This window comes from Acinetobacter sp. UBA1297 (genome assembly GCF_002307755.1).
GTDB classification, from domain to species: domain Bacteria; phylum Pseudomonadota; class Gammaproteobacteria; order Pseudomonadales; family Moraxellaceae; genus Acinetobacter; species Acinetobacter radioresistens.
Window position 1 is genome coordinate 48,163 of record NZ_DBUF01000012.1, and the last position, 22,704, is coordinate 70,866.

The 22,704-nt window shown below is 37.7% G+C and carries 21 protein-coding genes and 2 pseudogenes; 7 read left to right on the forward strand and 16 right to left on the reverse strand.

Annotated elements, in window-relative coordinates; all coding sequences use genetic code 11:
• Positions 1–6 precede the first annotated feature (6 nt).
• The 6 genes and pseudogenes from B3R63_RS05285 (at position 7) to B3R63_RS05310 (ending at position 4,700) form a co-directional block, all read left to right on the forward strand.
• Complete coding sequence (locus B3R63_RS05285; protein WP_005015572.1) at positions 7–1,050, forward strand: YqaJ viral recombinase family protein; 1,044 nt, start codon at positions 7–9, stop codon at positions 1,048–1,050.
• A gap of 122 nt (positions 1,051–1,172) precedes the next feature.
• Entirely contained in the window at positions 1,173–2,105 is a 933-nt protein-coding gene (locus tag B3R63_RS05290; protein WP_286729006.1) for a hydrolase or metal-binding protein, read from the forward strand.
• 67 nt (positions 2,106–2,172) lie between these two features.
• Positions 2,173–2,403, forward strand: coding sequence for a helix-turn-helix transcriptional regulator (locus tag B3R63_RS05295; protein WP_005015568.1), 231 nt, complete (start codon positions 2,173–2,175; stop codon positions 2,401–2,403).
• A 218-nt stretch (positions 2,404–2,621) separates the two neighbouring features.
• Positions 2,622–2,837 (forward strand): annotated as a pseudogene (locus B3R63_RS13880) (SAM-dependent methyltransferase); the annotation flags it as partial.
• Positions 2,838–2,961: 124 nt separating this feature from the next.
• Positions 2,962–4,329, forward strand: a complete 1,368-nt coding sequence (locus B3R63_RS05305; protein ID WP_286728968.1) for a DUF4062 domain-containing protein — start codon at positions 2,962–2,964, stop codon at positions 4,327–4,329.
• Between the two features lie 8 nt (positions 4,330–4,337).
• Complete coding sequence (locus B3R63_RS05310) at positions 4,338–4,700, forward strand: hypothetical protein (RefSeq protein WP_005015564.1); 363 nt, start codon at positions 4,338–4,340, stop codon at positions 4,698–4,700.
• On the opposite strand, the gene B3R63_RS05315 is transcribed toward B3R63_RS05310, so the two are convergent.
• From B3R63_RS05315 to B3R63_RS05380, 13 genes and pseudogenes are all read right to left on the reverse strand, one after another.
• A complete protein-coding gene (locus tag B3R63_RS05315; RefSeq protein ID WP_286728970.1) occupies positions 4,626–5,720 on the reverse strand; it encodes a hypothetical protein in 1,095 nt (364 codons plus the stop codon). The two genes, B3R63_RS05310 and B3R63_RS05315, sit on opposite strands and share 75 nt — an antisense overlap.
• A 299-nt stretch (positions 5,721–6,019) precedes the next feature.
• Positions 6,020–6,331: a hypothetical protein gene (locus B3R63_RS05320; protein ID WP_005015560.1), complete on the reverse strand. Its 312-nt coding sequence runs from the start codon at positions 6,329–6,331 to the stop codon at positions 6,020–6,022.
• Between the two features lie 201 nt (positions 6,332–6,532).
• A complete protein-coding gene (locus B3R63_RS05325) occupies positions 6,533–6,712 on the reverse strand; it encodes a hypothetical protein (RefSeq protein ID WP_005404902.1) in 180 nt (59 codons plus the stop codon).
• Between the two features lie 1,183 nt (positions 6,713–7,895).
• Positions 7,896–9,088: pseudogene (locus tag B3R63_RS05330) on the reverse strand (OprD family outer membrane porin).
• A gap of 16 nt (positions 9,089–9,104) precedes the next feature.
• Positions 9,105–10,088, reverse strand: a complete 984-nt coding sequence (locus B3R63_RS05340) for an SUMF1/EgtB/PvdO family nonheme iron enzyme (protein ID WP_005015359.1) — start codon at positions 10,086–10,088, stop codon at positions 9,105–9,107.
• 126 nt (positions 10,089–10,214) lie between these two features.
• Positions 10,215–11,933: an arylsulfatase gene (locus tag B3R63_RS05345; RefSeq protein ID WP_005015353.1), complete on the reverse strand. Its 1,719-nt coding sequence runs from the start codon at positions 11,931–11,933 to the stop codon at positions 10,215–10,217.
• Positions 11,934–12,002: 69 nt separating this feature from the next.
• Positions 12,003–12,923, reverse strand: coding sequence for a catechol 1,2-dioxygenase (gene catA / locus B3R63_RS05350; protein WP_005404257.1), 921 nt, complete (start codon positions 12,921–12,923; stop codon positions 12,003–12,005).
• Positions 12,924–13,101: 178 nt separating this feature from the next.
• Positions 13,102–14,163, reverse strand: a complete 1,062-nt coding sequence (locus B3R63_RS05355; RefSeq protein ID WP_286728975.1) for an NADH:ubiquinone reductase (Na(+)-transporting) subunit F — start codon at positions 14,161–14,163, stop codon at positions 13,102–13,104.
• A 12-nt stretch (positions 14,164–14,175) separates the two neighbouring features.
• A complete protein-coding gene (locus B3R63_RS05360; RefSeq protein ID WP_286728976.1) occupies positions 14,176–14,541 on the reverse strand; it encodes a phenol hydroxylase subunit P4 in 366 nt (121 codons plus the stop codon).
• Between the two features lie 75 nt (positions 14,542–14,616).
• Positions 14,617–16,155, reverse strand: coding sequence for an aromatic/alkene/methane monooxygenase hydroxylase/oxygenase subunit alpha (locus B3R63_RS05365; RefSeq protein ID WP_005015344.1), 1,539 nt, complete (start codon positions 16,153–16,155; stop codon positions 14,617–14,619).
• 58 nt (positions 16,156–16,213) lie between these two features.
• On the reverse strand, positions 16,214–16,483 hold the full coding sequence (locus B3R63_RS05370) for an MmoB/DmpM family protein (RefSeq protein WP_005015343.1): 270 nt from the start codon (positions 16,481–16,483) through the stop codon (positions 16,214–16,216).
• 12 nt (positions 16,484–16,495) lie between these two features.
• The gene (locus tag B3R63_RS05375) at positions 16,496–17,500 is read right to left on the reverse strand and encodes an aromatic/alkene monooxygenase hydroxylase subunit beta (protein ID WP_005015341.1); all 1,005 of its coding nucleotides are present in this window, start codon (positions 17,498–17,500) and stop codon (positions 16,496–16,498) included.
• An 18-nt stretch (positions 17,501–17,518) separates the two neighbouring features.
• On the reverse strand, positions 17,519–17,809 hold the full coding sequence (locus B3R63_RS05380) for a phenol hydroxylase subunit (RefSeq protein ID WP_005015339.1): 291 nt from the start codon (positions 17,807–17,809) through the stop codon (positions 17,519–17,521).
• Positions 17,810–18,221: 412 nt separating this feature from the next.
• Here B3R63_RS05380 and mobR point away from each other — a divergent pair, with 412 nt between their 5' ends.
• Entirely contained in the window at positions 18,222–19,907 is a 1,686-nt protein-coding gene (gene mobR, locus B3R63_RS05385; RefSeq protein ID WP_286728979.1) for a phenol degradation transcriptional regulator MobR, read from the forward strand.
• 320 nt (positions 19,908–20,227) lie between these two features.
• On the opposite strand, the gene B3R63_RS05390 is transcribed toward mobR, so the two are convergent.
• The 3 genes from B3R63_RS05390 to B3R63_RS05400 are packed head-to-tail and all read right to left on the reverse strand — an operon-like array spanning position 20,228 to position 22,690.
• Positions 20,228–20,902: a nitroreductase family protein gene (locus B3R63_RS05390; protein ID WP_005015336.1), complete on the reverse strand. Its 675-nt coding sequence runs from the start codon at positions 20,900–20,902 to the stop codon at positions 20,228–20,230.
• Positions 20,880–21,485, reverse strand: a complete 606-nt coding sequence (locus tag B3R63_RS05395; RefSeq protein WP_005015330.1) for a 7-cyano-7-deazaguanine synthase — start codon at positions 21,483–21,485, stop codon at positions 20,880–20,882. Before B3R63_RS05395 ends, B3R63_RS05390 begins: the two co-directional genes overlap by 23 nt.
• Positions 21,485–22,690: a PfkB family carbohydrate kinase gene (locus tag B3R63_RS05400; protein ID WP_005015328.1), complete on the reverse strand. Its 1,206-nt coding sequence runs from the start codon at positions 22,688–22,690 to the stop codon at positions 21,485–21,487. The genes B3R63_RS05395 and B3R63_RS05400 overlap by 1 nt, the downstream gene beginning before the upstream one ends.
• Positions 22,691–22,704 lie beyond the last annotated feature (14 nt).

The window sequence follows — 22,704 nt, forward strand, 5'->3', positions numbered from 1 at the left end:
ATTTCTATGAACTCAGCTTTAATTAATCCAAACAATGCAATACTGAATATACATACCAACTGTCCGAAACTGTTTACCGCTAAACGCTTTGTGGAGACCAAAAATATGAGCCAAGCGGAATGGCTTGAAGTAAGACGCAAGGGCATTGGCAGTAGTGACTGTGCTGCTGCCTGTGGCCTTAATCCCTATATGTCGATGCTGGAATTGTGGATGATCAAAACAGGACGGATTCAACAAAGCATTGAAGAGGATAGTGAAGGCTATGCACCTTTATATTGGGGTAAGCGACTTGAACCGCTTGTTGCCGAGTATTACAGCATGCATACCAAATATAAAGTCCGTCGGGTCAATGCCGTATTACAGCATCCTGATCCCGACAAGTATTTCATGCTGGCTAATCTGGATTATTCCGTAGTGGGTGATGCAGATGTACAGATTCTGGAGTGCAAAACCGCAGGGGAATATGGGGCTAAACTCTGGCGAGATGGTGTGCCTTTATATGTACTTTGCCAAGTGCAACATCAATTGGCAGTGACAGGCAAAAAAGCAGCGCATATTTGTGTGCTGCTCTGTGGACATGAAACACGCATTTTTAAAGTCACGCGTTCTGAATCGGTGATACAACACATCATTAATGCGGAACGTTACTTCTGGGATTGTGTGGAAAAGGATATCCCACCTGAAGCAGATGCCAGTGAATCGGCAGCCAAAGCTTTACAGCTACTCTATCCTGAACATGTACCACTCAGTACTACCGATCTATCTGAAGACGAGCAAGCCAATCAACAATTTGAGCAAATGATCCGAGTACGCAATCAAGTTGAAAAGTATCAGGAGCAATTTGACTTCCTTAAACATCAGTTGCAAGCCAAGATGCAACAGGCTGAGCGCGCCACCTTTAAAACAGGTTCAGTGACGTGGAAGAAATCTAAAGACTCGATTGCTTTGGATACAAAGGCTTTACTCAAATCACACCCTGAATATCTCAATCAATTTCAGCAGAACAAGCAAGGCACACGGCGTTTTCAGATTTATGTTAATGGTGGATAAGTCAGATTTTTATCCATACAAGCATCAAGCCAGTAATTCAATCACACAAGCTTATATCAGAGTCCATGCCTACAGCATGGGCTTTTTTATGCCTATTCAATTTACAAAAAGAGGAAATCAATATGATCAAAGGTTTAGCGATTACACCGCCAATACTAGGACGGATCAGTATCGGTAAGATGGTTGAGAAAAATGGTAAACGCATCCCTGAAAAGGATGACCAATTTACCATTACCAGCCAAATCCAAAATAAGGACAGTGGTTGGGTCAAACATCCACTCGATGAACAACTTCGAGTTAAAGCACCCAATCAAAAAATCAGAACCATTCCAGTGCGGATGATCTTTAATGATCCTGAACTCAATCTTCGTGCAGAGTACAGCCTATTTGACCGTCAAACGGGTAGACCTGTTTGTGTGGGTAATGGAGAAACTTGCCAGCGACTGACCCATCAAGGGGTTGAGCATCATCCTTGTCCATCTCCAGATTTATGTGCATTGGCCCAAGGAGGGCTGTGTAAACCGTATGGCCGACTCTATGTGAATTTAGATGAATCCGATGAGTTGGGTACATTCATCTTTAGAACCACAAGTTTTAATAGTATTCGTACTTTGGCAGCAAGACTCAACTATTACCATGCGGCATCGGGTGGCTTACTGTCATGTCTACCGCTACAACTGACACTTCGGGGAAAGTCCACTACGCAAAGCTATCGTCAGCCGGTGTATTATGTGGATTTAACCTTACGAGATGGCACAAACCTTCAACAAGCGATTCAAACTGCCAAGGAGATTGACCAACAAAGTAAAACCGTAGGCTTCAATCAAAATGCCTTGGACGCAATAGCACGACTAGGCTTGAGTAATGCACAGTTTGAGGTGAATGCGGAGGAAGGATTGGATTTGGTTGAGGAGTTTTACTCGGATGAGGTTGTTGAGTCTGAACAAACTCAGACTGACTCAAAAACTAAGGCAAAGCCTAAATTCAATCAAGATGATGGATTTGTACAGGATATGCATAAAGAGTTACAGGGGAGTGTGAGGGCAGTGAATTAGTTAATTTTTACAGATCTCCTGATTATTTGAGCAGTAACGCTCGCATTATTGATTTGGAGTAAATTTCATGAATGCGTTTGTTGGACAAACTTTTCAAATGAATCAACTGATTAGTATTAAAGAAGTTATTAAATTTGTTGGTGTAGGTAGATCAACAATCTATGAAATGATGGATGAATACTCACCTTACTATGATCCGACTTTTCCCAAAAAAGTAAAAATTACACAGAATCGTATCGGTTGGTCTGCTTATGAAATTCATCAGTGGATTGAAAATAAGTTGGCGAGCCGTGAATAGAAAGGGAGTTTTTGCTCCCTTATTTTTTTGTTTTTTAGTAGACTAATTGTGATTTTTAGCCTAAGTATTCGTAATTAAAACAATAGACTACTACAATAAGAATGCAGAAGAATTTACAGCTTCAACGTTTGAAGTTGATATGAATAGCCACCGATTTTGTAGACAACTTTTAGTTAGATAAAATGGCTAATTAACGAGGTGCTTATGAGCATGAGGCTTATAATGGGGTCTGGGCATGTGCCTCTTTATTGCATTGTGAGCGTGAATGCTTAGCTGAAGTCATAGGAAAGTTGATAATTGCCTTGAAACCAAATGGTGTGCTTTATATGTCATTTAACTATGGCGACAGTGATCGAGAAAAGAACGGTCGTCAATTTACTGATTTAAATGATGCTCAAGCGGAGGTTCTATTTAGGCAGGAATTGTATTCATAACATAAAACCATGCTGTGCTGTTTTAGTTTAAAAGCAAGAAATTATCTAATACATATGTATTTATCTAACTTTGTTGAGATGCTATAAATGTTAATTAATTCAATGTTTATTTTATAAAGAAAAAATGAGTCAAGATACGAAGTACCAAGTATTTATTAGTTCAACATATACAGATTTAATAGAAGCGCGAAGTGCCGCAATTAATACTGTTTTAGAATCTTATAACTTTCCAGTAGGTATGGAATTATTTGGTGCTGATAATGATGAGCAATGGACAATTATTAAAGATTTAATTGATTCAAGTGATTTTTATATTTTAATATTGGGTCATCGATACGGTTCGATCTCGAAACAAGATGGGATTAGCTTTACAGAAAAAGAGTTCGATTACGCTATCAGTAAAGGGTTAAAGATACTTTGTTTTGTTCGTAATGATAATGTTCCTACACGCCCGCATGAACGAGATGCTAACAATGAAAATATTGATAAACTACAGCGTTTTCGAGAAAAGGTTCTGACTGATCGTTTGTGCGAATTTTGGGATACGGTAGATGATTTAAAACATAAGATTTCAAATTCACTTTATAAAAACATGAGAAAGCATCGGGGGGGCGGTTGGATCAGAGGAAACCAAATTTCAGGTCAACTTGCTGAAGAACTAGCTAAGCTCAGTGAGGAAAATAGAAAACTCCGCGAAGAAAATGAACGTATTAAAGAGTCGATTAAAGTAAAACAACCTTTACTTAAAGTAAGCATTAATGACATAGCGAATACTTCAATAGAAGAGTTTGATCAAATAGAGCTATTTTGGTTCAAATTAAGGGAGGATGACTACTATGAAAAACCTGAAAGAATTTCCACTCGCATGGAAATGCGACGTGCAGGAGATTTATTGACAACTCATTCAATTTTGGGAATGCATGATATAAAAAAATATATTCAAGAATATAATGATGAAGTTGATGCTATTTCAGAAGTAGATATAAATAATCATAATCACGCTTTAAGAGCACTTCATCAGTTAGAAGTAAGATCAAGTCAGTTAAATATTGCTGTTGAAAATATTGGTAATAATTTGGCTAACATGATTAGTGTAGAAATCGAATTTCCAAATTTTATTACAATTATTGATGATAAATCTGATGAAGATATTAAATGGTATCAAAAGAACATACAGAAAAGTTTGATTCCAAATATTAAGTCACCCGAGGCAAGACAGCAGGACTATATGTCAGGAGTGTTAAAAAACTTAGCGACTATAGATTACGGAAGTTTAATGCCAAAAGTAAATATGGGCTTAAGTGATAGCTACTCCGATGAAAATACTATTTACATTACAACTAATTCACTTTTACATACAAGAAAAATAAAATTTGATAATTATTATCTAGTTCCTAACGCTATTGATGAAGGTGTAATAAAAATAAATATTATGTGTGCGGAATATACAGATCCTATTTCTTTTGAAATACCAGTAGTTGTTACTGCTTAGAGGGGCTAATGGAAATTACTCATATCGTTGGACTGCTTGGTGCCTTAGTTGGAATTATTGGTATATTTTTTAAACGACAAGAAATCACAGCTTTGGCGCATAAAGATTATACGGCTAAACTTGATTCAACAAATAGATTTTTCGAAAACTTTTTTGAGAAATATGGAGTTAGGAGATTAGTTCTTGATAGGGCAGCACAAGAACTAGCTAGGTTGGATTATGTTGACTATGATTTTATTTGTTATCTAGTAAAGTTACATGAGGCTCGGTTAATTAATTTAGATCAAATTATTAGACTATATAAATCTGGACGTAAATTTATAGAATATACTCCCCAGCAAAATGTAAGTGCTAGTAATTTTACTAAATAATTCATTTTTTTTCGCTTTTTTTATCTCTTCTTTTATTTGATCCTTCACCGATATTATTTTTTCTCTATCTTCAATTTCCAAGATTCTCTGTTTTTTTAATAAAATGGATTTTATTTTACTATCATCATTTAATACTGTTTTTTCAAGCTCTTCTAATTTTAAAATGTGAGTATTAAGCCTTGTAAATGATTCTAAATTTATATCATCAAAGTCAAAGGAGGGTATATCTTTTAATATACTTTTTGCCCGTTCATTTAATTGGTCAATTAAATTATATAAAAGGAGACTAAACGCTTCATCTTTGCTTTTAATATCATTGAGTATGGCCTCATAGGGAGTTTTAGAGAAATTTAATTTCTTAATTTTTTTTAGTACAGTATTCCAATTATCTAATGCAATTGCAGCTTCTTTTTGTAATTCATTCTGCAGATATTCATCAAATGTTAAAAGTCTTGCAGCTGTTGCATGATCCACTACTTGTAAGCAAGTCGGACAATGATCCCCTTCTAAAACTGGAAAATTGTTATTTAAACATTCTATAAAATTTTTAACGGATTTCCACATTGTAATCCATTCTTCAGATCCGATTTCAGATATGGGTAATACAGAAAAAGTTGATTTACTTGACAAGTCTGCTGCATTTTTTGTCTGAACTTTTTTTTCATGTAATTCTTTAATTTGTTGAAATTTTTCAGATCCTAATTCATTTATAAGTGATGTCAGGAATACTTGAAGTGGGACAATTCTTAATCTTCTATTTTTATATTCTTCTCGAAGTTTTTCAGGTGTATTGTTTTCTAATTCCAATACTTCAACCCGTAGGTCAGATAGTTCTTTTAACTCTTCCTGCGTTGCACACAGCAGATCTACTTGATTTGGATCTAAAGATGCGCTTATAACTAATTTGCTAGGTGTTGTATTTGAATTCATCTTTGGCAGAACAGTGGCCGCAGCATAAAAAGTTTCTTCTGTTTTTGCTTTATTCTTTATGAATTCACTTGTTTTTAGTAATTCATCCAATAATTTTAAAGCAGTAGGTTTGAAATCTAATGGACCAGTCTTAGATAAATAGTGAATTGATGAGCTTGTATCAAAGACTCTAATTGATTTTAGGCGAGGATGTGGTTCTAGCTTATTGTTCCATTCTATTATTTCAGAAATACCATTTGATTCTATATGAAACTCAGCAGTTGGTATTCCAGCATTTACTTGAAAGATATTACTTCTTAGTTCTGGTGGCTCACCTCTGGTTAGACATGCATTCTTAAGTATTTTTGCATAACTTGATTTTCCAGCTCCATTATGCCCATAAATAACTGTTAATCCAGTAGTTGAAAATTCAATTTTTTTTGTGATACAAGATTTGAGATATTAGTTGTATTTCCAATAGAAACTAATCTTGTCTCTTCTACTTCTTCATGATAACCCGTAAGTTCTACTGGCTTAGTTAATGAAGGGTAGTTTGCACACTTTTCTTCTAGTCCAAATTCCATTTTAGCAATTAAATATGCTTCCTCAAGTTCTACAGATGATAACTCACCACATTCAATGGCTCGATTTATGGTGAATCGCCACCAGTTTGGTTTACTTTTATTATTTAGAAGCTCACATATTTTAGATGCTACAGGCATTATTTTCCCCTGAATTTATTATATGGAATTAGTGATTTTTATAATATATCAGTAACAATGAATAATTTATGTCATCATAACTTTAGTCTAGGTTAAGTGTATATATTAAAGACCTTATTTTAAAGATGTCCCAAATTCGAGCTGTGTAGCTAAACCACTTATAGAGTAATTATGCGTAGCTTTTTCAACGATCCACTTCAGCTAGTCTACCTCAGCTTTAAAGCCCTGAAGCTTAATGGGGGACCCTGTACTGATCTGTGGTACACCATACGCTAAATTGATACTGAATTTCGCCATTTGGCGCTTAATCTCAGCCATCTTCGCAGCACTCACACGTTCAGCTTCGACTTTGTTGGTAAATGTCCCTTTTAAGTGTTTCACCTTGCCTTTCTCACCAGTGATAACCTTTTCACGTTTGGCTTTACCAGTGACATGGTAGCTTGTAGATACACCCGTATAGTCTGAGTCACGGTCTTGCTTTGAATAACGGAATTGGTCGCCATTTTTACGGGTAATGGTGATTAATGGTAAATCTTTACCAGAAGCAGTTTTTGCGGTACCAGTTTTAAAAATTAGTAAACGATCTTTTTAATCACCATTTCAGCGTCATTTTGCTTTGAGATCCGAACAAGTAGATTGAGATCTGATTCATTAGTCTGGTCGATATGCTGAAGGTCGATCTTCTTTAGGTCATCGGCCATGACTAAAGTTAAGTATTGACGTTTCTTGCGTCCTGTAGCCATAGTATTGTTTGCGTATTGCCTTGGTTATTAAAAGTTTATAAAGGAAGGGTAAAATTGAGTATAAATCCAGATTGAATTTTAAGCTAATGCTAAGTTTTTAATGGATATTTATTCCAAGTTAAACTGACACCATCTCAATTGGTGGAACGCCATTTTGGCGAATTAACATTTGCAATGCTGAAACAATATCTACAAAAAAATCATTCAACTTAATGGGGGAGTAACTCAATAAACCCATATCTTAAACTCTTCGCTACGACGGTATTGTTATTTCTTTAACGATCATTACAAAATTAAAAATTATTATTTCTTTTTTACTGGTGATGTAGTTATAAGTTGACTAAAAGGCTATTCACTACATCTTCTAGGAGAGTTTTATTTGAAATGTTTTTGTTTAGGGTGCGTAAATCGTAGTAACCAGCTAAAAAACTTTGAGCCATTTCAAGGGCTGAAGCTTTGATATTGAATTCCCTATGTACTTGTCCCTCGATGAATAGTGCGATGAAAGATTTCTCTAAACGTTGTCGATATTATTTATTCAGACTTGCGATGACCGGCTATTTATCTCCCATTTCTAAATCGCAGAATAAGACTATTGCTTCGTGCTTTTCTGATTGTGAAAGATCCTCGACAATCTCCCAAAGCAAGAGGTGTCATAATCGAGCGATACTGAGAAATAGTTTTTTAATTTAATAGTTTTAATTCGATAGCAAATTTTTCTCTTACGAAATAATCGGGCTAAAAGCCCGATTTATATATTTCTCAAAGAAAGTATATTGGAACTTGAAATAATAATTTTTCGTAGCTTAAAATTTAAAAGACTATGTCGTAAAAAATCTATTCTCTGTGTAATCACCTTGAATATCATTTTTATAATTCAAATTCAGCCACTGAAAACCTAACCCTTTTAATTTACCCTCAGTAATTCTATAGTTCGCAATAAAATCAAACTCACTTTCGTCATATCCTTTTTGGCCATTAATTGCATAGTTTTGTCCATCAACATAGCGTGCCAATAGGTTTAAACCTGGAACTAACCAACTGGCATCATGATTAAAAGTGAAATGATAGGAAAGTTCATTTGCTTTATTAAAAGTTCCCTGAGTCCAATTGACATAACTTAAAACTGGAACAGCACCATCTAACATCGGGAAATTACTCTTCCCTTGAATTTTTTGGAGACCTAAACCAATAGTATTTGGCCCATAACCAAATTCTTGCATCAAGCCAAAGTACTGGTTATCAATATAACCAAGTAGTTCATCACCTGTTTCTTCTGTATAATAATACCTAAATTTAGTATTCAACCGAAATTGGTCAATACTATTTTTATAGTCTAGACCGATAGAATATTGATTATATAAATCTTCTAATTCACTCACAAAGATTTGAGTCTGTAATTTACGATCAAAAGCTTTATGCTTTAAATCAATATAAGTTAAGCCATCAGATTCTTTTTTATTGACAGAAAGTTTTCTAAACTCTTCTTCATTTCGTGGCGAGTATTTATCTAAATAGCCCACATCCAGTTTTACCTGCTCATTCAACTGGCCTGAATATAATAAACCTTGATAAATTGTAATCAATTGTCGACTGTAATCTGTTGTTGCGAGAGGCGTGTCTACCCATTGTTCCCCCAACTTAACTGATGCTGCTTATACTTCGCTCCAATCGAACCTGCAATTTTATTGTAATTTGAAGCCTGCTCCTTTGTAACAGGATCAAACGGTAAAATCATATCATTGAGATGCTTATCATCACTTAAACGTTGCGCGTATTGAACGGAACCTGTAAACGTTAAAGCAAAATCTTGTGTTAGTTCATGCTCCCCCTTGGCACGGGCGATAATGCCTTGACTCCAACTCCCGACTGAGGGTTTGGTAGCGTCATCAAAATCCCGATCTGCGTATAAGTTTTTTAACGTGACATCAATGCTCATCTCTTTTGCATAGGCGCAGTTCACCACTGCTGCCATTGCTATAAGCAATGGCACAGCCATTATGTTTCTCTTCATGTTTTAATCCATTAAATTATTGAATATTTTTAATTGTCCTAAAACCGACATGGCTAATGCCTAAATCGATTTCTTGTGAGTGTCTAGCAGCGGCTCGGTAACGCATACAGTAATTTGATGCGCACAGGAAAGAGCCACCTTTGATGGTATAAAAGTTAAAAGCGGGATTATCTTGATGATGCTCAAGTTGATTCATTCCCATGTGATCATCATGCGTTCCAGTAAATGGACTTTTGGTGTATTCCCAGACATTGCCAATCATATCGTAGAGACCAAAGCCGTTTGCTGCAAAACATCCCACAGGTGCAACATCTCGGTAACCATCTTTATTCTCATTGTGGTAAGGAAATTCCCCTTGCCAAACATTGGCATCCACATGTTTTAAATCTGCGCTTACATCTCGCTCATGGCTAAAGCCTTTTGCGGCATATTCCCATTGTTCTTCTGTCGCAAGATCTCGATCTAGCCAGTCTGCATATGCCATTGCATCTTTTAAAGTGATCATTCGTACAGGTTGATTGGGCTCAATTTTACGATGGCTATTCGGCCCCCAAGGTTGTTTCCAATTCGCTCCTTTCATCAATGACCACCAAGCTAACTCCTTGACTGGTTTTTGGGGTTCAGTAAATACTGCTGCTTCTCCCTGTTTTTCTGCTTCAGTTACATAGGCAGTGGCATCAACAAAGCTTTGAAATTGAGCATTAGTCACTTCAGTTGCATCTATCCAAAAATCTGTAACTGTTCTTTCACTTTTGTAAAGTGCTTTCTCTTCTCGGTAGCTTTGATTGTTCCCAATATTGAAGGTTCCACCCTGAATTTTGACCATGCCCGCTTCAGGTTTCTTTTGCCAGTTTTGTGGTAAACCTGAATACTGTTTACATTTATTCCTATCCCCTAAGTTCAGTTCAGTTTTTTGCTGCTTAATTTCTGGCGTGGAGGGGAGACCACATGCACTTAAACCGATTAAACCGAATAAGATAGTAGCGTGAATAAACTTCATATTTTAATTCCTACTTCCTTGAGAGAAGTATTTCCACATTATTTGCTTTGGTTTATCTAAAAGACTATCTTTTTAATAAGCAAAATTTTTCCTAACATGTTAATACTTCTAAGAATTAAACTATTATTACTTGCCTAGATTTTTCAAAAAAACTGGCTGAATACATTGATCATAAAAACAATTCATTTGACCGTATTTGTAGCGAACTGGAGCCTCCACAACCCCTACACGTTGAGCATACTCAGCCCAATCTTGAGCAAGTTCTTGGGTCTTACTTGGATTTTTAGATGCTAAATTAATGCGATAAGACGGATCTAATTTTCGATTGTAGAGTTCCCATTCTCCAGTACCATAAGGAGGGACTTGAAATTGAACAGCCCAATCACCTTTGTATAAGGCGCGACGGGTATTAAATTCCCAACCTAAAGTACGTTCTGGTAAAGCTTTACCTTTAAATAGGGGAAGAAAAGAACGTCCTTCCATTTTTAATAAAGGTTGTCCATTGCGTGTATCTGGTCGTGTAGCACCTGTAAGTTCTAAAATAGTGGGAACAAAGTCGATGACGTGAATGGTTTCGGAATTAATTTGACCTGCCTTTATTTGAGTTGGATAACGAATAATTGCAGGCACGTGAATTCCGCCATTTGACAAAATACTTTTGAAATAAGGCAATGGCGTAGAGGCAACTTGTGCCCATTGTGGACCTAAAGTCACATATGACCCTTTTTTCCCCATGTTCTGAGGACTATTGTCAAATGTCGCATCGACCCATTCACGAATACCATTTTTATCTTCAGTTGTGCCTAATGATTCTGGTGTAGCAGACTCCGCACCATTGTCAGACATAAATAAAATTAGCGTATTATCTAGTTCACCAGTCTGTTTTAAATAGTTAACCACACGACCGATATTGTGATCCATGTTGTCAATCATGGCTGCATAGATTTGCATGGTTTTGGTTTGATCTTTTTTCTGCGCCTCGGTTAACTTATCCCAAGCAGGGAAGACATCCATGAGCGGATTATTAACTTTTGTTCCCTTTGGCATAATGCCTAATTTGATCATACGCTCTAAGCGGGCTTGACGAACTTTTTCATAACCTTCTTTATAATATCCGTCATATTTCTTTAAGTATTGATCTGGAGCTTGCAAAGGCCAGTGTGGCGCGGTGAACGCCAAATATCCAAAGAATGGCTGATCTTTTTTACGGTCATTTTCTAAGTAAGCAAGCATTTTACTGGTAAAGAAATCACTCGAATAAAAGTCTTTAGGCAAGGTTACATCTTTACCATCTTCTAAATATCGAGCTTTATAATTTCCTGGGAACATTTGGCTTGCATCCATATGTGCAGCGCCACCAGGCATGAGCGTAAATGAGCGATCAAAACCACGTGCTTTTGCGTTGCTCTCTTCTGTTGCACCCAAATGCCACTTACCTGTGACAAAAGAAGCATAGCCTTGAGGCTTTAATATCTCAGCTAAGGTTATCACTCGATTATTTAAACGGCCTTCATACCCCGGTTTGCCTTTCTGTTCGGGCTGTAAAAACTCAGCCATGCTGCCCAGACCAGCTTGATGGCTATCATTTCCTGTCAATAACATAGAGCGTGTGACTGAGCAGGTTGGACCTGCATGAAAGTTACTGAGTACAGCACCTTCTTTGGCTAATTTTTTTAGATTTGGTGTAGAAATTTCGCCACCAAATGGTTGTATGTCCGAAAATCCCAAGTCATCAGCCACAATGACCAAGACATTTGGCTGTTTAGCAGGAGCAGCCCGAGTGGATAAATTGCAGAGTAGCGTGGGTAAAAATAACGCTACTAGAGCGAGCTTTTGAGTAACCATAACGAATCCTTGATAGTGGTTAGTGTTATTATTCAGTGATCTAGCTGATTATGCTGAGGTGGACCTTGATTAGACGCTTGCGCGACGACGATCGATCTCTGTCGGTGGTGCTTGATTGAGTTCTTTGACCAATTCAAAATTAAATATGATGTGTTTAAAGGGTTTATCTATATTGAATTTTGACATTTCTGCTGGATCAACAACATCGGTTGCCGTTGCAACTAATCCATCACGTGTTGCAAACGCAAAGTCATCCCAAAGGTATTGATCACCCTCAATGTTAAATTGGGTAGTGAGTTTGCGATAACCTGGAGCCGAGACAAAATAATGAACGTGAGAAGGGCGATTACCATGACGGCCCAAGAGGTTGAGAACAGCTTGCGTGGTGCCTGCAGGCGGACAGCCATAGCCTACGGGCATGGTGGTTAAAGCCGTATATTTACCATCTGCATCGGTAAAAATGGTACGGCGCAGGTTGAACTCGGATTGTGATTTATCAAAGAATGAATAATTGCCTAAACCATTAGCATGCCAAATTTCAACTTTCGCATTGGGAATAATATTGCCATTCGTATCCGTGACGAGACCTTCTATCACTAAGCTATCGACTTGGTCTGACTCAGAACCATCATCCATGCGGGTAAAGCCGACTGATTCAGGCGCTCCTGCAACATAAAGCGGTCCTTCGATGGTACGGGGTGTTCCACCAGTAATACCTGCTTTAGCATCAGCTTCGTCAGCACGAAGATCAAGATAATGCTCAAGACCTAAGCCAGCAGCCAAAAGACCAAGTTCGTTAGCTTGACCTGCGTCAGTGAAGTATTCTAAGCCTTTCCACAATTCAGTTTGAGAAATGTCTAAGTCTTCAATGGCTTGGAAAAGGTCACCTACTAAACGCACAACAATTTGCTGGATACGTGTATCGACAGGGTTAGTCGCTGTATCAACATTCATTTTTTTCACAAGCGTATCAATTTGTTGTCGGTTCATCATGATCATCCTTTGATTGATGAGAAATAGATTCGAATGATCTGGAACGGACATGTAACAAATCATTCGAAAAGTGAAGAACTCATAAAAGATGAGTTCGCATTTGTTGACTTAACATCAGATTGAAAAATTTAGCTATTTAAAACTGCGTAATGTTTATGCAGTTTTTAAGCCCTGCTTAAATATGTCTAAATAAAGCAGAACGTGCTTGATTAGAGGCACCATCCGCTGCACTTAAGAAACGCTCAGTATGAATATCTTTTTCAAAGAGACGGCTTTGCATCAGCGTTGAAATAGCAGCATCAATCATCGGTGGTGGACCACATAAATAGGCTTTATGGCCACTGCATTTATTTTCAAAATAATTTGCGACTGCTTCATGTACAAAACCTGTGAATCCTGTCCATTGATCTTCTGTTTTGGGCGCATTCAGTGCAGGAATATAGCGGAAGTTTGGATAGTCTTTGACTAAGGTCTCAAACACTTCACGGTTATAGAGTTCAGAAACATCACGCGCGCCTTGGAAAAGATAGATAGTACGTGTATCACCTTGTTCTAAAAGGTCCAAAATCATGGATTGGGGACTGGATAGACCAGAACCACCGGCAATAAAGATGGCATCTTTTTCATCGGATTTACGCACAAAGAACTGTCCATAAGGCCCAGAAACTTGGAGTTCATCACCCGCTTGCAAAGTTTCGTGTACATACGTGGTGGCTGTACCGCCTAGTACTTGGCGAATATGCAATTCAATAATGCCTTCTTCACTCGGCGGATTCGCAATTGAAAATGCACGTGTCCCTTCAATATTTGGCAATTGAAGATTGATGTATTGCCCAGCCTGAAATTCCATTGGACGGTCAATCTGCAAACGTACGCCTTTAATGGTGGGTGAAAGCTGTTTGATCTCTAAAACTTTGGCTTGATAGTCTTGGACTAAATAACCTAAGAAATCCTCGTCTTCATCAACATCGGCTTCAATCACCATGTCAGATTCTGGCTTACAGCAGCAAGCAAGGACTTTATTTTCTTCACGTTCTATATCCATCAACGCAAAAGGAGACGCTTCACCGACATCATAAAAACCGTCAGTGACCTGAACTTTACAGGTGCCACAGGTACCATGACCACAGGCAAAGGGTAGCCAAACCCCTTGACGTAAAGCGGCATCTAAAATGGTTTGATCTTCTTCCACCTCAATGGTCATGCCGACAGGTTCAATCGTGACTTGATAACTCATGATCGTTCTCCCTTAGACATGTGTGCCATTGTAGCCATCTAAACTGGGTGTCACAAAACGCAGTAGCGATTTATGATCAAAGTTTAAATCAGCCAAACTTTTAGAAAAATCGATATCTGTTAAGCATTCACGATTCAGGGTGAACTGTACTTTTGACCAATCGATATGTTCAAAGTCTGGGTGTTGATTGAAACCTGCTTGAATTTGCTGATCAATCAGGTCTTGTAAACTTTGCTGTGGTGAAACGACAAAAACATGTGCGGCACAAAACAGCGTGTGATGATCCCATCCCACATAAAGCAACATGTTGTCGCCATAATTTTTTTGTGCATCACGTGCATCAAATTCATAGTTTTTTTGAATCGCTTGTACTGGCATGAGAAAACTCCTAAATTCCTTGTGTGAAGCCATCTTGAAATTTTGATCCATGAGATGACTTCTAATCCTTTTTACTTATGCAACGTGACCTTTCCATTTTCTCCAGCGTTCTTGGTCTGGAGAGCCTTCAATATCCATATTGTCTGCGCCGACATTGAAGTTGTAATAGTCACGTAAAATGCTTTCTAAATCAGGACCACCACAGTTGCCTTGTAAAATTTGGTTCACTGGCAACCACGCTTGAATATATTTTTCAGGTTCACGTTCAAAAATGTCATGACAGCCGTCTGAGCAGGTATGGTAACGCTCGCCTTTATAAATACTGTCACGGTAACTGAACATGGTTGCGTCGCCATCCATTTCAGTAAAGGTCATTGGAATTTGACAGATTTGGCACAGTTGCGGTAAGCCATTGCTATAGAAGCGTTTACCTTCAGCTTCTAACTTACGCGCCAATTCCCATTTCGGACGGTAATATTTATCGAAGGTGTCAGGATATTTCTCAGATAACCAATCCATTTCTTCATCGGTTGGAATCCATGTATGGAAACCAGCAGCATGACCGAAGTTATAGAAAATCCACCATGCTTGATGTGAAATATGCTCTTTTTCTTTCACAATCACGTCGGAATATTTCGGCATACGAATACCGTAACGGCTGAGGTCTTTAAACAATGCGCCGCCCGCTTCTTCGAAATAGGTTTCCCATGCTTCTTTCCAAGACATCACTTTGTTTGGCAGCATGTAATCCATCATCATGCCGACAATAGACAGCAGACGAGTACCACGCCAGAACCATTTATCAATCCATTCCTGAACAATCGGCACGTTATCTTCATGTTGTTCCAATAGGAATTTGACAATTTCCAAACCTAAGGTCATGTGACGTGCTTCATCCGACTGCGCACTAAAACCGAAGGTCACGGTCGCCATATCGCCGTTATATGCTGCACCTGACATGAATGGCACAAACAATAAATTGGTCAGAACATATTCAAAAGAGAAGCTAATCGCCAATAAGAATTCGAATGGGCCTGCTGAACGCGCATCTTCAAAGAATGATTTTGGTACGGAGAGATACCAAACACGGTCATGCATGTGCGCCCAGTCCTGGAAGCCATCAAAGAACTTGTTGTAATGGCTCATGGCATGAATTTGCGTTTGGACATGACGCAGTTCATCAATCGATTGCATTTGCGATGCGATACGTGCACCGATCCCGCCAAATTGGCGACCCACATGTGCATAACCTTGATACGCCTGATATTCCAGTGGTGTAACGGCGGTTAAAAACAGTTTAATGGCATTGAGGTAGCGTTCATTACTGACATTCATCTGACCATTGTTTTGAGAAAATGCATCAAAAATGGCATACAGTTTTTTCTCTTTTTCTGACTGATATTTCCAGTATGAATCCATGGTTAAGCGGAATGGGTCTTCCCATTTTGACCAATCGGTAATTTTAATTCCTTCAAACTCTTCGTAAGGAAAAGCCTCTTTACGATCTGCATAGGAAAAATCCCAATCCAGATCACGGGTCAGCATACGGTAACGGTCTTTCGCATTGAGTTTTTTAGTTGCTGTTTTTGTCGCATTTTGTGCTTGGCTATTCATCTTGATCATCCTTTTCAATCTGTTAAAGCGATCGGCTTCTTATGTTTTCCGTGTAGGCTTAATTCCATTGCAACGTGAAGATGTCATCATCTTCATCCACATTGCCACCTAAGGTGATCATGTTGAGTTGCAGTTCTTGAATATCCCAATCTTGTCCTAGTTTTTCAGAGACAGTTTCAGCGCGAACCACTAATTTTCCGAGGTTTTCCACACGAATCATGGCAGGAAGGTATTGAATGGTAGCTTCTGGGTTATCTTGCTCAATCGCTTCAATGATATAGCGTGAGGTGTCGTTATCTTGTAATGCCAAATAAACTTTTGAGCTCATGCCTGCGTATCCTTATGCAACCGATTCTAATTCAAGGGTTAAACTTGCTTTTTTACTGCGTTCTGCAATGACCGCTAAGCCATTGGCTATAGATGGATGTCCAAGAGCAGTATTTGACCATGCACTAAAGGCTTCAGTCACTTGAGGTAAAAGTGTGTCTATCCAACCTTGAATTAAGGCTTTATTTTCTTCAGATTCAGCAATAGCTGTTTTTAAAACAGGGTCTGACCATTTGCCTAAATCGGTTAAACAGTCCTTCATAAATTCAGTCAGCATCGCCACATCACGTGCGCCGTGCTCAACTAACCATTGATCCAGTTCACCGTAAACCAGAGCTTGCATTAAGCTGTCGATGATTAGGTTTTGCAGGATATATAGCTTGAACCAATCTTGTTCCGTTAAGCTTTGTTCACATAGTTTGCGCAGTGGTTGCCAAGAGGCATCATTCATCCAGCTATCTTTGGCTTGTTGTAATGATTCACCGGTATTGCCATCAATGAGTAAGCCAATACGAGAGAGATATTGCGCCATGCCCAAACGATCCATTGCCGCAAAAATACAAGCTTGAGTAATGACAGTGCCATAGCCATAGGCACTGCCTGACATCATGTGTAGATTGGCGGTTTGTTCGATATAACGAAACGGTAATAAGCAAGTGATGATTTTCTGTTTCACTTCATCACTGAGATTTTCAATTAAATGGCGTTTTTCAAAGAATGAGTAATTGCTTTCAGCGGTCTCTTGTAAACGTGCACGATGCTGTACATAAGCACCATAATAAAATTGGCGCGGATCTTTAAATACATACCAATCTTGCATTTGTAACGCTGTATGGGTGTGATCATTTAACGTTTTGTCTGGTTTCCACAATGGGCGATAATGAAAATTGGTTGCACCTTGTACGTCAAAACTGACTTCTTGATAACGCGTCGCTGGCTTTTTACCAAAGCGACGTTCGATATAGGCATAGGTTTGACGAATAGGTTCGAGGTTGGATGTTTTAATTTCTAAAGTCATCACGATTTCCTTATGGGCTTAAGATTGATCTTCTTGATCTAAATATTCGTGGGCTTGGCTTAAAATGGTGGGTTCAACGCCATAACGCCATTTATCTTCTTGTGCGTCATTCCAAGCTTGCTGGGCTCCGGTCATTTCTACAACATGATTAATTTCGCAAAAATGTTGAAAGGCTTGCTGAGGGAGAATGAGTTCGACAAAAAGTGTTGGATCGTGGATTGCGAAGTCAAATTCAACAAACTTGGCATGACGGTCGCCTGTTACACGAATGTATTTGGTGAGCTGATCATGTTGTAGTGTTTGAGTCATTTGGAAAATCCTTTATCTCTACGCTGAAATCATTTCAGCTGTGACACAATATGTTGTTCCTTGTTAGACTTATATCAAAATGCGTGCCAACTTTAATTAATTTTTATTAATCAATTGTTTATTGTTTTTATCTCCTTTGTTTATATCATTTGAATGATAAATATTCATCGAATAATGAATATGAAAATTTCTGATTTCATCAAATCATGAAAACTGGAGATAAACTTGAAAATAGATTGATCCAGATAAGCCGGTTCTATAAATTAAAATTATTCGTATCTATATGATTTTATGAATTTAATTAAAAAATACCTTAGAGGTATAAATTTATGATAATAAGATAGTAAAGGTTTTTAGTTGGAATTGAGTAAGATAAGGGGGAAGACCTATAGCCAAGGATGGATATTCAGTCATGCCTCAAGCCAAAGATGCGAATTTTTATACTCAGATTTTGGAGAAAAACAAAGATATTCAGGATTTACTAGATAAAATTCAGTTTGATAGCCAGCATGGAAAAATTTGGTTCGAAGAAAACCGTATGCTGCTCATGCATACCAGCATCATGGGCTTTCTAAGAAAAGATTTGTATAACATGTTGGGTTGGGAACGGACTAAGCGTTTTTTTATTCGTTTAGGTTATCAAGCCGGTGTGAGGGATGCAGAAGTCACTTCTAAATTGCGTCCGAATTTAAATGAAGCTGAAGCCTTTATGGCTGGACCGCAAATGCATGGTATTCGTGGCATGGTTCAAGTTGAAGTCAATGAACTTCAATTAAGTCATGATGAGCATCAATTTTATGCAGATTTTAATTGGCGCAATTCTTTTGAAGCGGAAGTTCATTTAAGTGAATTCGGGGCTTCGGAAGAATCAGTTTGTTGGATGCTATTGGGCTATGCTTGCGGTTATACCAGTTTTGTTATGGGACAAACCATTATTTATCAGGAAACCCATTGTGTAGCAAAAGGTGATGATTGCTGTCGTATTATCGGCAAGCCTTTAAAAGAATGGGAAAATGCCGATGAACTTATTCAATTTATGTCACCTGATCCTGTTTCAGATGAATTAATTGCCTTGCAAGCAGAGCTGAATGAGTTAAAGAAAAATATATATACAGATGTAGAAGCCGATTACACCATGTTTAATTCTATTGGTGAATCGGTGGCTTATCGTAAAGTCTGTGATCTGTTGAAAAAGGCGGCTGGCAGTAAGGTTGCTGTATTACTGCAAGGTGAAACAGGAGTGGGCAAGGAAGCTTTTGCTAGAGGGATTCATGAAGGTAGTTCTCGTAAAGGGCAACCCTTTATTGCTGTAAACTGTGCCTGTATTCCACCAGACCTAATTGAAGCTGAACTTTTTGGTGTTGAAAAAGGGGCATTTACAGGGGCAACACAAACTCGAAGTGGAAAGTTTGAACGTGCCGATCAAGGAACTATTTTCTTAGATGAAGTGATTGAGCTTTCTTCACGTGCGCAAGCTGCCTTGCTGCGAATGTTACAAGAAGGAGAATATGAAAGAGTTGGAGATCATCAAACTAGAAAAGCGGATGTACGTTTGGTTGCAGCTACCAATGAGGATCTGGAACAAGCTGTGAAAGAGGGAAGATTTCGTGCTGATTTATATTATCGCCTGAATATTTTCCCTGTCATTATTCCGCCACTACGTGAGCGCCGTGATGATATCCCTTTATTGATTAAACACTTCTTGTCGCGTTTTGAGAATATGTATGGAAAGACGTTAAAAGGTTTAAGTGACAAAGCTAAAAATTTTGTCATGACCTATGAATGGCCCGGTAATATTAGGGAACTTGAAAACTTATTAGAACGGGCGACCTTACTGACGGATCATCAGGAGGAAATTAAACTCCATCATTTGTTTCCGCAAATTAAGCAAGATATTGAACCCAGGTCTGAAAAAGTGGATTTGGAAGCAGTCATACAAGAGGGCTTTTGTTTGGAAGATCATGAGAAAAAACTAATTTTTATCGCGATGCAAAAAACAAATAATAATATTTCTGAAGCAGCCCGTGTATTGGGGATCAGCCGACCTGCTTTAGACTACCGTTTAAAAAAGCAAGCTATTAATATAGGTAAAAAGTAGATTTCAATTAAACACAAATTGATTGTGATGATTGGTTTTTTAAAAGACAAACTTTTAAAACAGCTTGATACGGCTTATTTAAAGACAGTATTTTATTTTCCGAATCTAGGTAGCAAGTGTCGCCATGGTAATCCCCCTAAAAATAAAAGGATCTAAAAGTAGAATTTTTTCTTAGGATACAAGCAGGAGATTCTGCATGAAAACAGACGTGGCACGCAATATATCCTCAACAGTTACAAGACTAAATATTTTCTAATTTATTGAAAAATCATCAATATTCGAAAGTAACCTATTACTCAACTAGAGATGAGAATCTAATTTCAGTCAATTTTAATTGCATCTAAGACTGCCATTCCTACAGTAACTAATTGTTTTTTTTCATCAATTTCTGTTGGTAAGAGAGCTCCAATTGGGCAAAAATTGATATTTAAATAACTAGCTACTAATGCTAAATTTCCTAATAGAACTCCAGCATCACGCCAAACTAAACTGGCTCCATCGGTATATTTTGATGAAGTTTTTTGTGGTTCCGCAATCAAGAGTATTAAACTGGCTGAATTACAATTTAATATTTTTTCACAGTCTCTTCTAACGTTTATAAAATATTTATTTTCCTTATTAATGGGCCAAAGGCTATGACAAAAAGGGTCATATCTCCACCAAATATCAGTATATGGTGAGTTTATAAGAATATGAATAGGGTGTATTGCACCAGCCGAAGGAACTGGCCTTAAAGTTATAGGAAAGCCCATAGTTGAATCAATACAATCTTTAACTCGATTAGTAAGCCATAGAAGATGTGATAAATGATCAATTGAAACGAGTTTAAAAGATCTTTGTGACTTCCTTTCAAACATAACTTGTGTAAATGGAATTGGCGTAAAAATCTCAGGCTCATCTAACCTGATGGATTTATTACTAAGATCCCACTTATAAGGAATATACTTATCAACTTTCTGTTTAGGAACAGGATTACCCAAGTTTACCCAAGTCATAGCCTACTTGCTCGAATATCTCAAAATATTTATTACAGCCACGGCAATTACCACAGGTCACCTCAGATTTATGACAACTATGAGACCATGCTAACAATTCAGCAGGAATATTAGATAATTGAATCAGTTCTTTAGTCGATAGGTTGATAGCAGGAGCTTCTACAGTTATATGGCCCTCTTGCAGGAACATTAGCTGATTCATTGCATCAATAAATTCATGAGAGCCATCTGTATGGCCGTTATCAGTTTTAACTGTTCCGATTAAAATCTTAGAGATATTAAAAGGGAGCATCTTCATGCCAGCTAGAGTAATTAAGAGTTGATTTCTATAAGGCCACCAATCGGAAGCGGGTGCATGTTTACTCTCAATAGTACCAGCCATATCTCCTGAACCAATATTTCTACAATCAACAGTCAATATCTCGTGCGGAATATTCAAATATCTACATATGGATTGTGAAGCAGCTATCTCAGCTTTTGCTGCAAGCTGCCCGTAGTCTATTGTTAATGCATAATCTGGTCTTTTCCACCATGCTATTGCTGTAGAATCCATGCCACCAGAGAGTAATAATACAGATTTCATTAAGTGATTGCCGTCCAAAGAGTATGATAAATAGCGGTAACGTAATCTTTAAGAATTTTGCAATCTGATCCTTCCATCATTTTAAGGTTTTCTTCACTTTCATTTTCTGCATAGACTACAACTGGTTTGTTAATTGCTCTAGCGTATCCAATCTCATAAATTGTGCCTGAGTCCATACCGTCAGCTATGGCGAATAAAAGATCACAATTATGTATGCCTTCAAGATCTTTATCTACCACATCTTCAGCATTACCTTTACCTACATCATGATAGGGAGAAAAAACCTCTAATCCAAGATCTTGTAAGTTTTTTCTCGCTTCCTCAATTAACCATAGTTGTGCAAGAGTAAAAAAGGGGCCAGCAAGATAAACCTTGGGTTTACAACCTTTTTTAAATTGTTCAGAAAGAATGATAGGAGAGGGTGAATATTTTTTTAAACGTTCTGGTGTAATAAATCCTTCCGTTTCACAATAATATGCAGTTGCTTTAGAAGCTTGTAGAGCTGCTTCATAAGCACTCTTTTTTTGTTCCATCCAAGCATATCCAAAATGGGCAACAAAATTATCTCCAGAACCTATTTTTGATACCTTGTTCGTACTAAAGGCTGGCACATGCTTAATCTCATCAAGTTTATGGTCGTAAACCAGACATCCATCAGGTCCTTTTTTTAATATAACTACCTCAGCTTGTTGAGATACAGCAATTTTCCTAAGTAACTCATTAGTATCATCAATCTGTAATAATGATTTTGCTTCATACTGATTAAGTAAAATCGCTAGGTGTTTAGCTTTAGATCCATTTGCATGGAAAAGTTCTACTGAGGCTACATTTTGAGGATCGTAAACAGCATATTCACTGTCTATGATAGCCGTACCTTCCAAGAATCCAAATCTAATAACGTTTTTTTCTTTAATTTCCAGTGGCGGATTATTAGTGGTTCTATTGTAAATTAAGGGCTTAGCAAGAGCATGAGTATAATGAAATTTAGTATTTACTGGAATATTAATAATACTTAATTCGAAGCCCTCCAGTTCAGCACGGGCCTGAATAACTTCTTGTATGTTTTTAGAGCAATACGTGGTTAACTTAACTTCTCCCTTCATTGCTGCAATTGCAGAAGCAGCTCTTCCTCCTGAACCAAAAATATTATATCTATAAGGATGCATACAATATTCTTCATATATTCCGCCTGTAATAGTTATCATAAGTGGCTCCTTTT

Coding starts and splice junctions, on each gene's coding strand:
- B3R63_RS05400 (WP_005015328.1), bottom strand. CDS start 22,690: ATGATAACTATTACAGGCGGAATATATGAAGAATATTGTATGCATCCT.
- B3R63_RS05365 (WP_005015344.1), bottom strand. CDS start 16,155: ATGAATAGCCAAGCACAAAATGCGACAAAAACAGCAACTAAAAAACTC.
- B3R63_RS05395 (WP_005015330.1), bottom strand. CDS start 21,485: ATGAAATCTGTATTATTACTCTCTGGTGGCATGGATTCTACAGCAATA.
- B3R63_RS05320 (WP_005015560.1), bottom strand. CDS start 6,331: ATGCCTGTAGCATCTAAAATATGTGAGCTTCTAAATAATAAAAGTAAA.
- B3R63_RS05340 (WP_005015359.1), bottom strand. CDS start 10,088: ATGAAGTTTATTCACGCTACTATCTTATTCGGTTTAATCGGTTTAAGT.
- B3R63_RS05345 (WP_005015353.1), bottom strand. CDS start 11,933: ATGGTTACTCAAAAGCTCGCTCTAGTAGCGTTATTTTTACCCACGCTA.
- B3R63_RS05285 (WP_005015572.1), top strand. CDS start 7: ATGAACTCAGCTTTAATTAATCCAAACAATGCAATACTGAATATACAT.
- catA (WP_005404257.1), bottom strand. CDS start 12,923: ATGAACCGACAACAAATTGATACGCTTGTGAAAAAAATGAATGTTGAT.
- B3R63_RS05360 (WP_286728976.1), bottom strand. CDS start 14,541: ATGCCAGTACAAGCGATTCAAAAAAACTATGAATTTGATGCACGTGAT.
- B3R63_RS05355 (WP_286728975.1), bottom strand. CDS start 14,163: ATGAGTTATCAAGTCACGATTGAACCTGTCGGCATGACCATTGAGGTG.
- B3R63_RS05305 (WP_286728968.1), top strand. CDS start 2,962: ATGAGTCAAGATACGAAGTACCAAGTATTTATTAGTTCAACATATACA.
- B3R63_RS05310 (WP_005015564.1), top strand. CDS start 4,338: ATGGAAATTACTCATATCGTTGGACTGCTTGGTGCCTTAGTTGGAATT.
- B3R63_RS05390 (WP_005015336.1), bottom strand. CDS start 20,902: ATGACTTGGGTAAACTTGGGTAATCCTGTTCCTAAACAGAAAGTTGAT.
- B3R63_RS05295 (WP_005015568.1), top strand. CDS start 2,173: ATGAATGCGTTTGTTGGACAAACTTTTCAAATGAATCAACTGATTAGT.
- B3R63_RS05370 (WP_005015343.1), bottom strand. CDS start 16,483: ATGAGCTCAAAAGTTTATTTGGCATTACAAGATAACGACACCTCACGC.
- B3R63_RS05375 (WP_005015341.1), bottom strand. CDS start 17,500: ATGACTTTAGAAATTAAAACATCCAACCTCGAACCTATTCGTCAAACC.
- B3R63_RS05380 (WP_005015339.1), bottom strand. CDS start 17,809: ATGACTCAAACACTACAACATGATCAGCTCACCAAATACATTCGTGTA.
- B3R63_RS05290 (WP_286729006.1), top strand. CDS start 1,173: ATGATCAAAGGTTTAGCGATTACACCGCCAATACTAGGACGGATCAGT.
- mobR (WP_286728979.1), top strand. CDS start 18,222: ATGCCTCAAGCCAAAGATGCGAATTTTTATACTCAGATTTTGGAGAAA.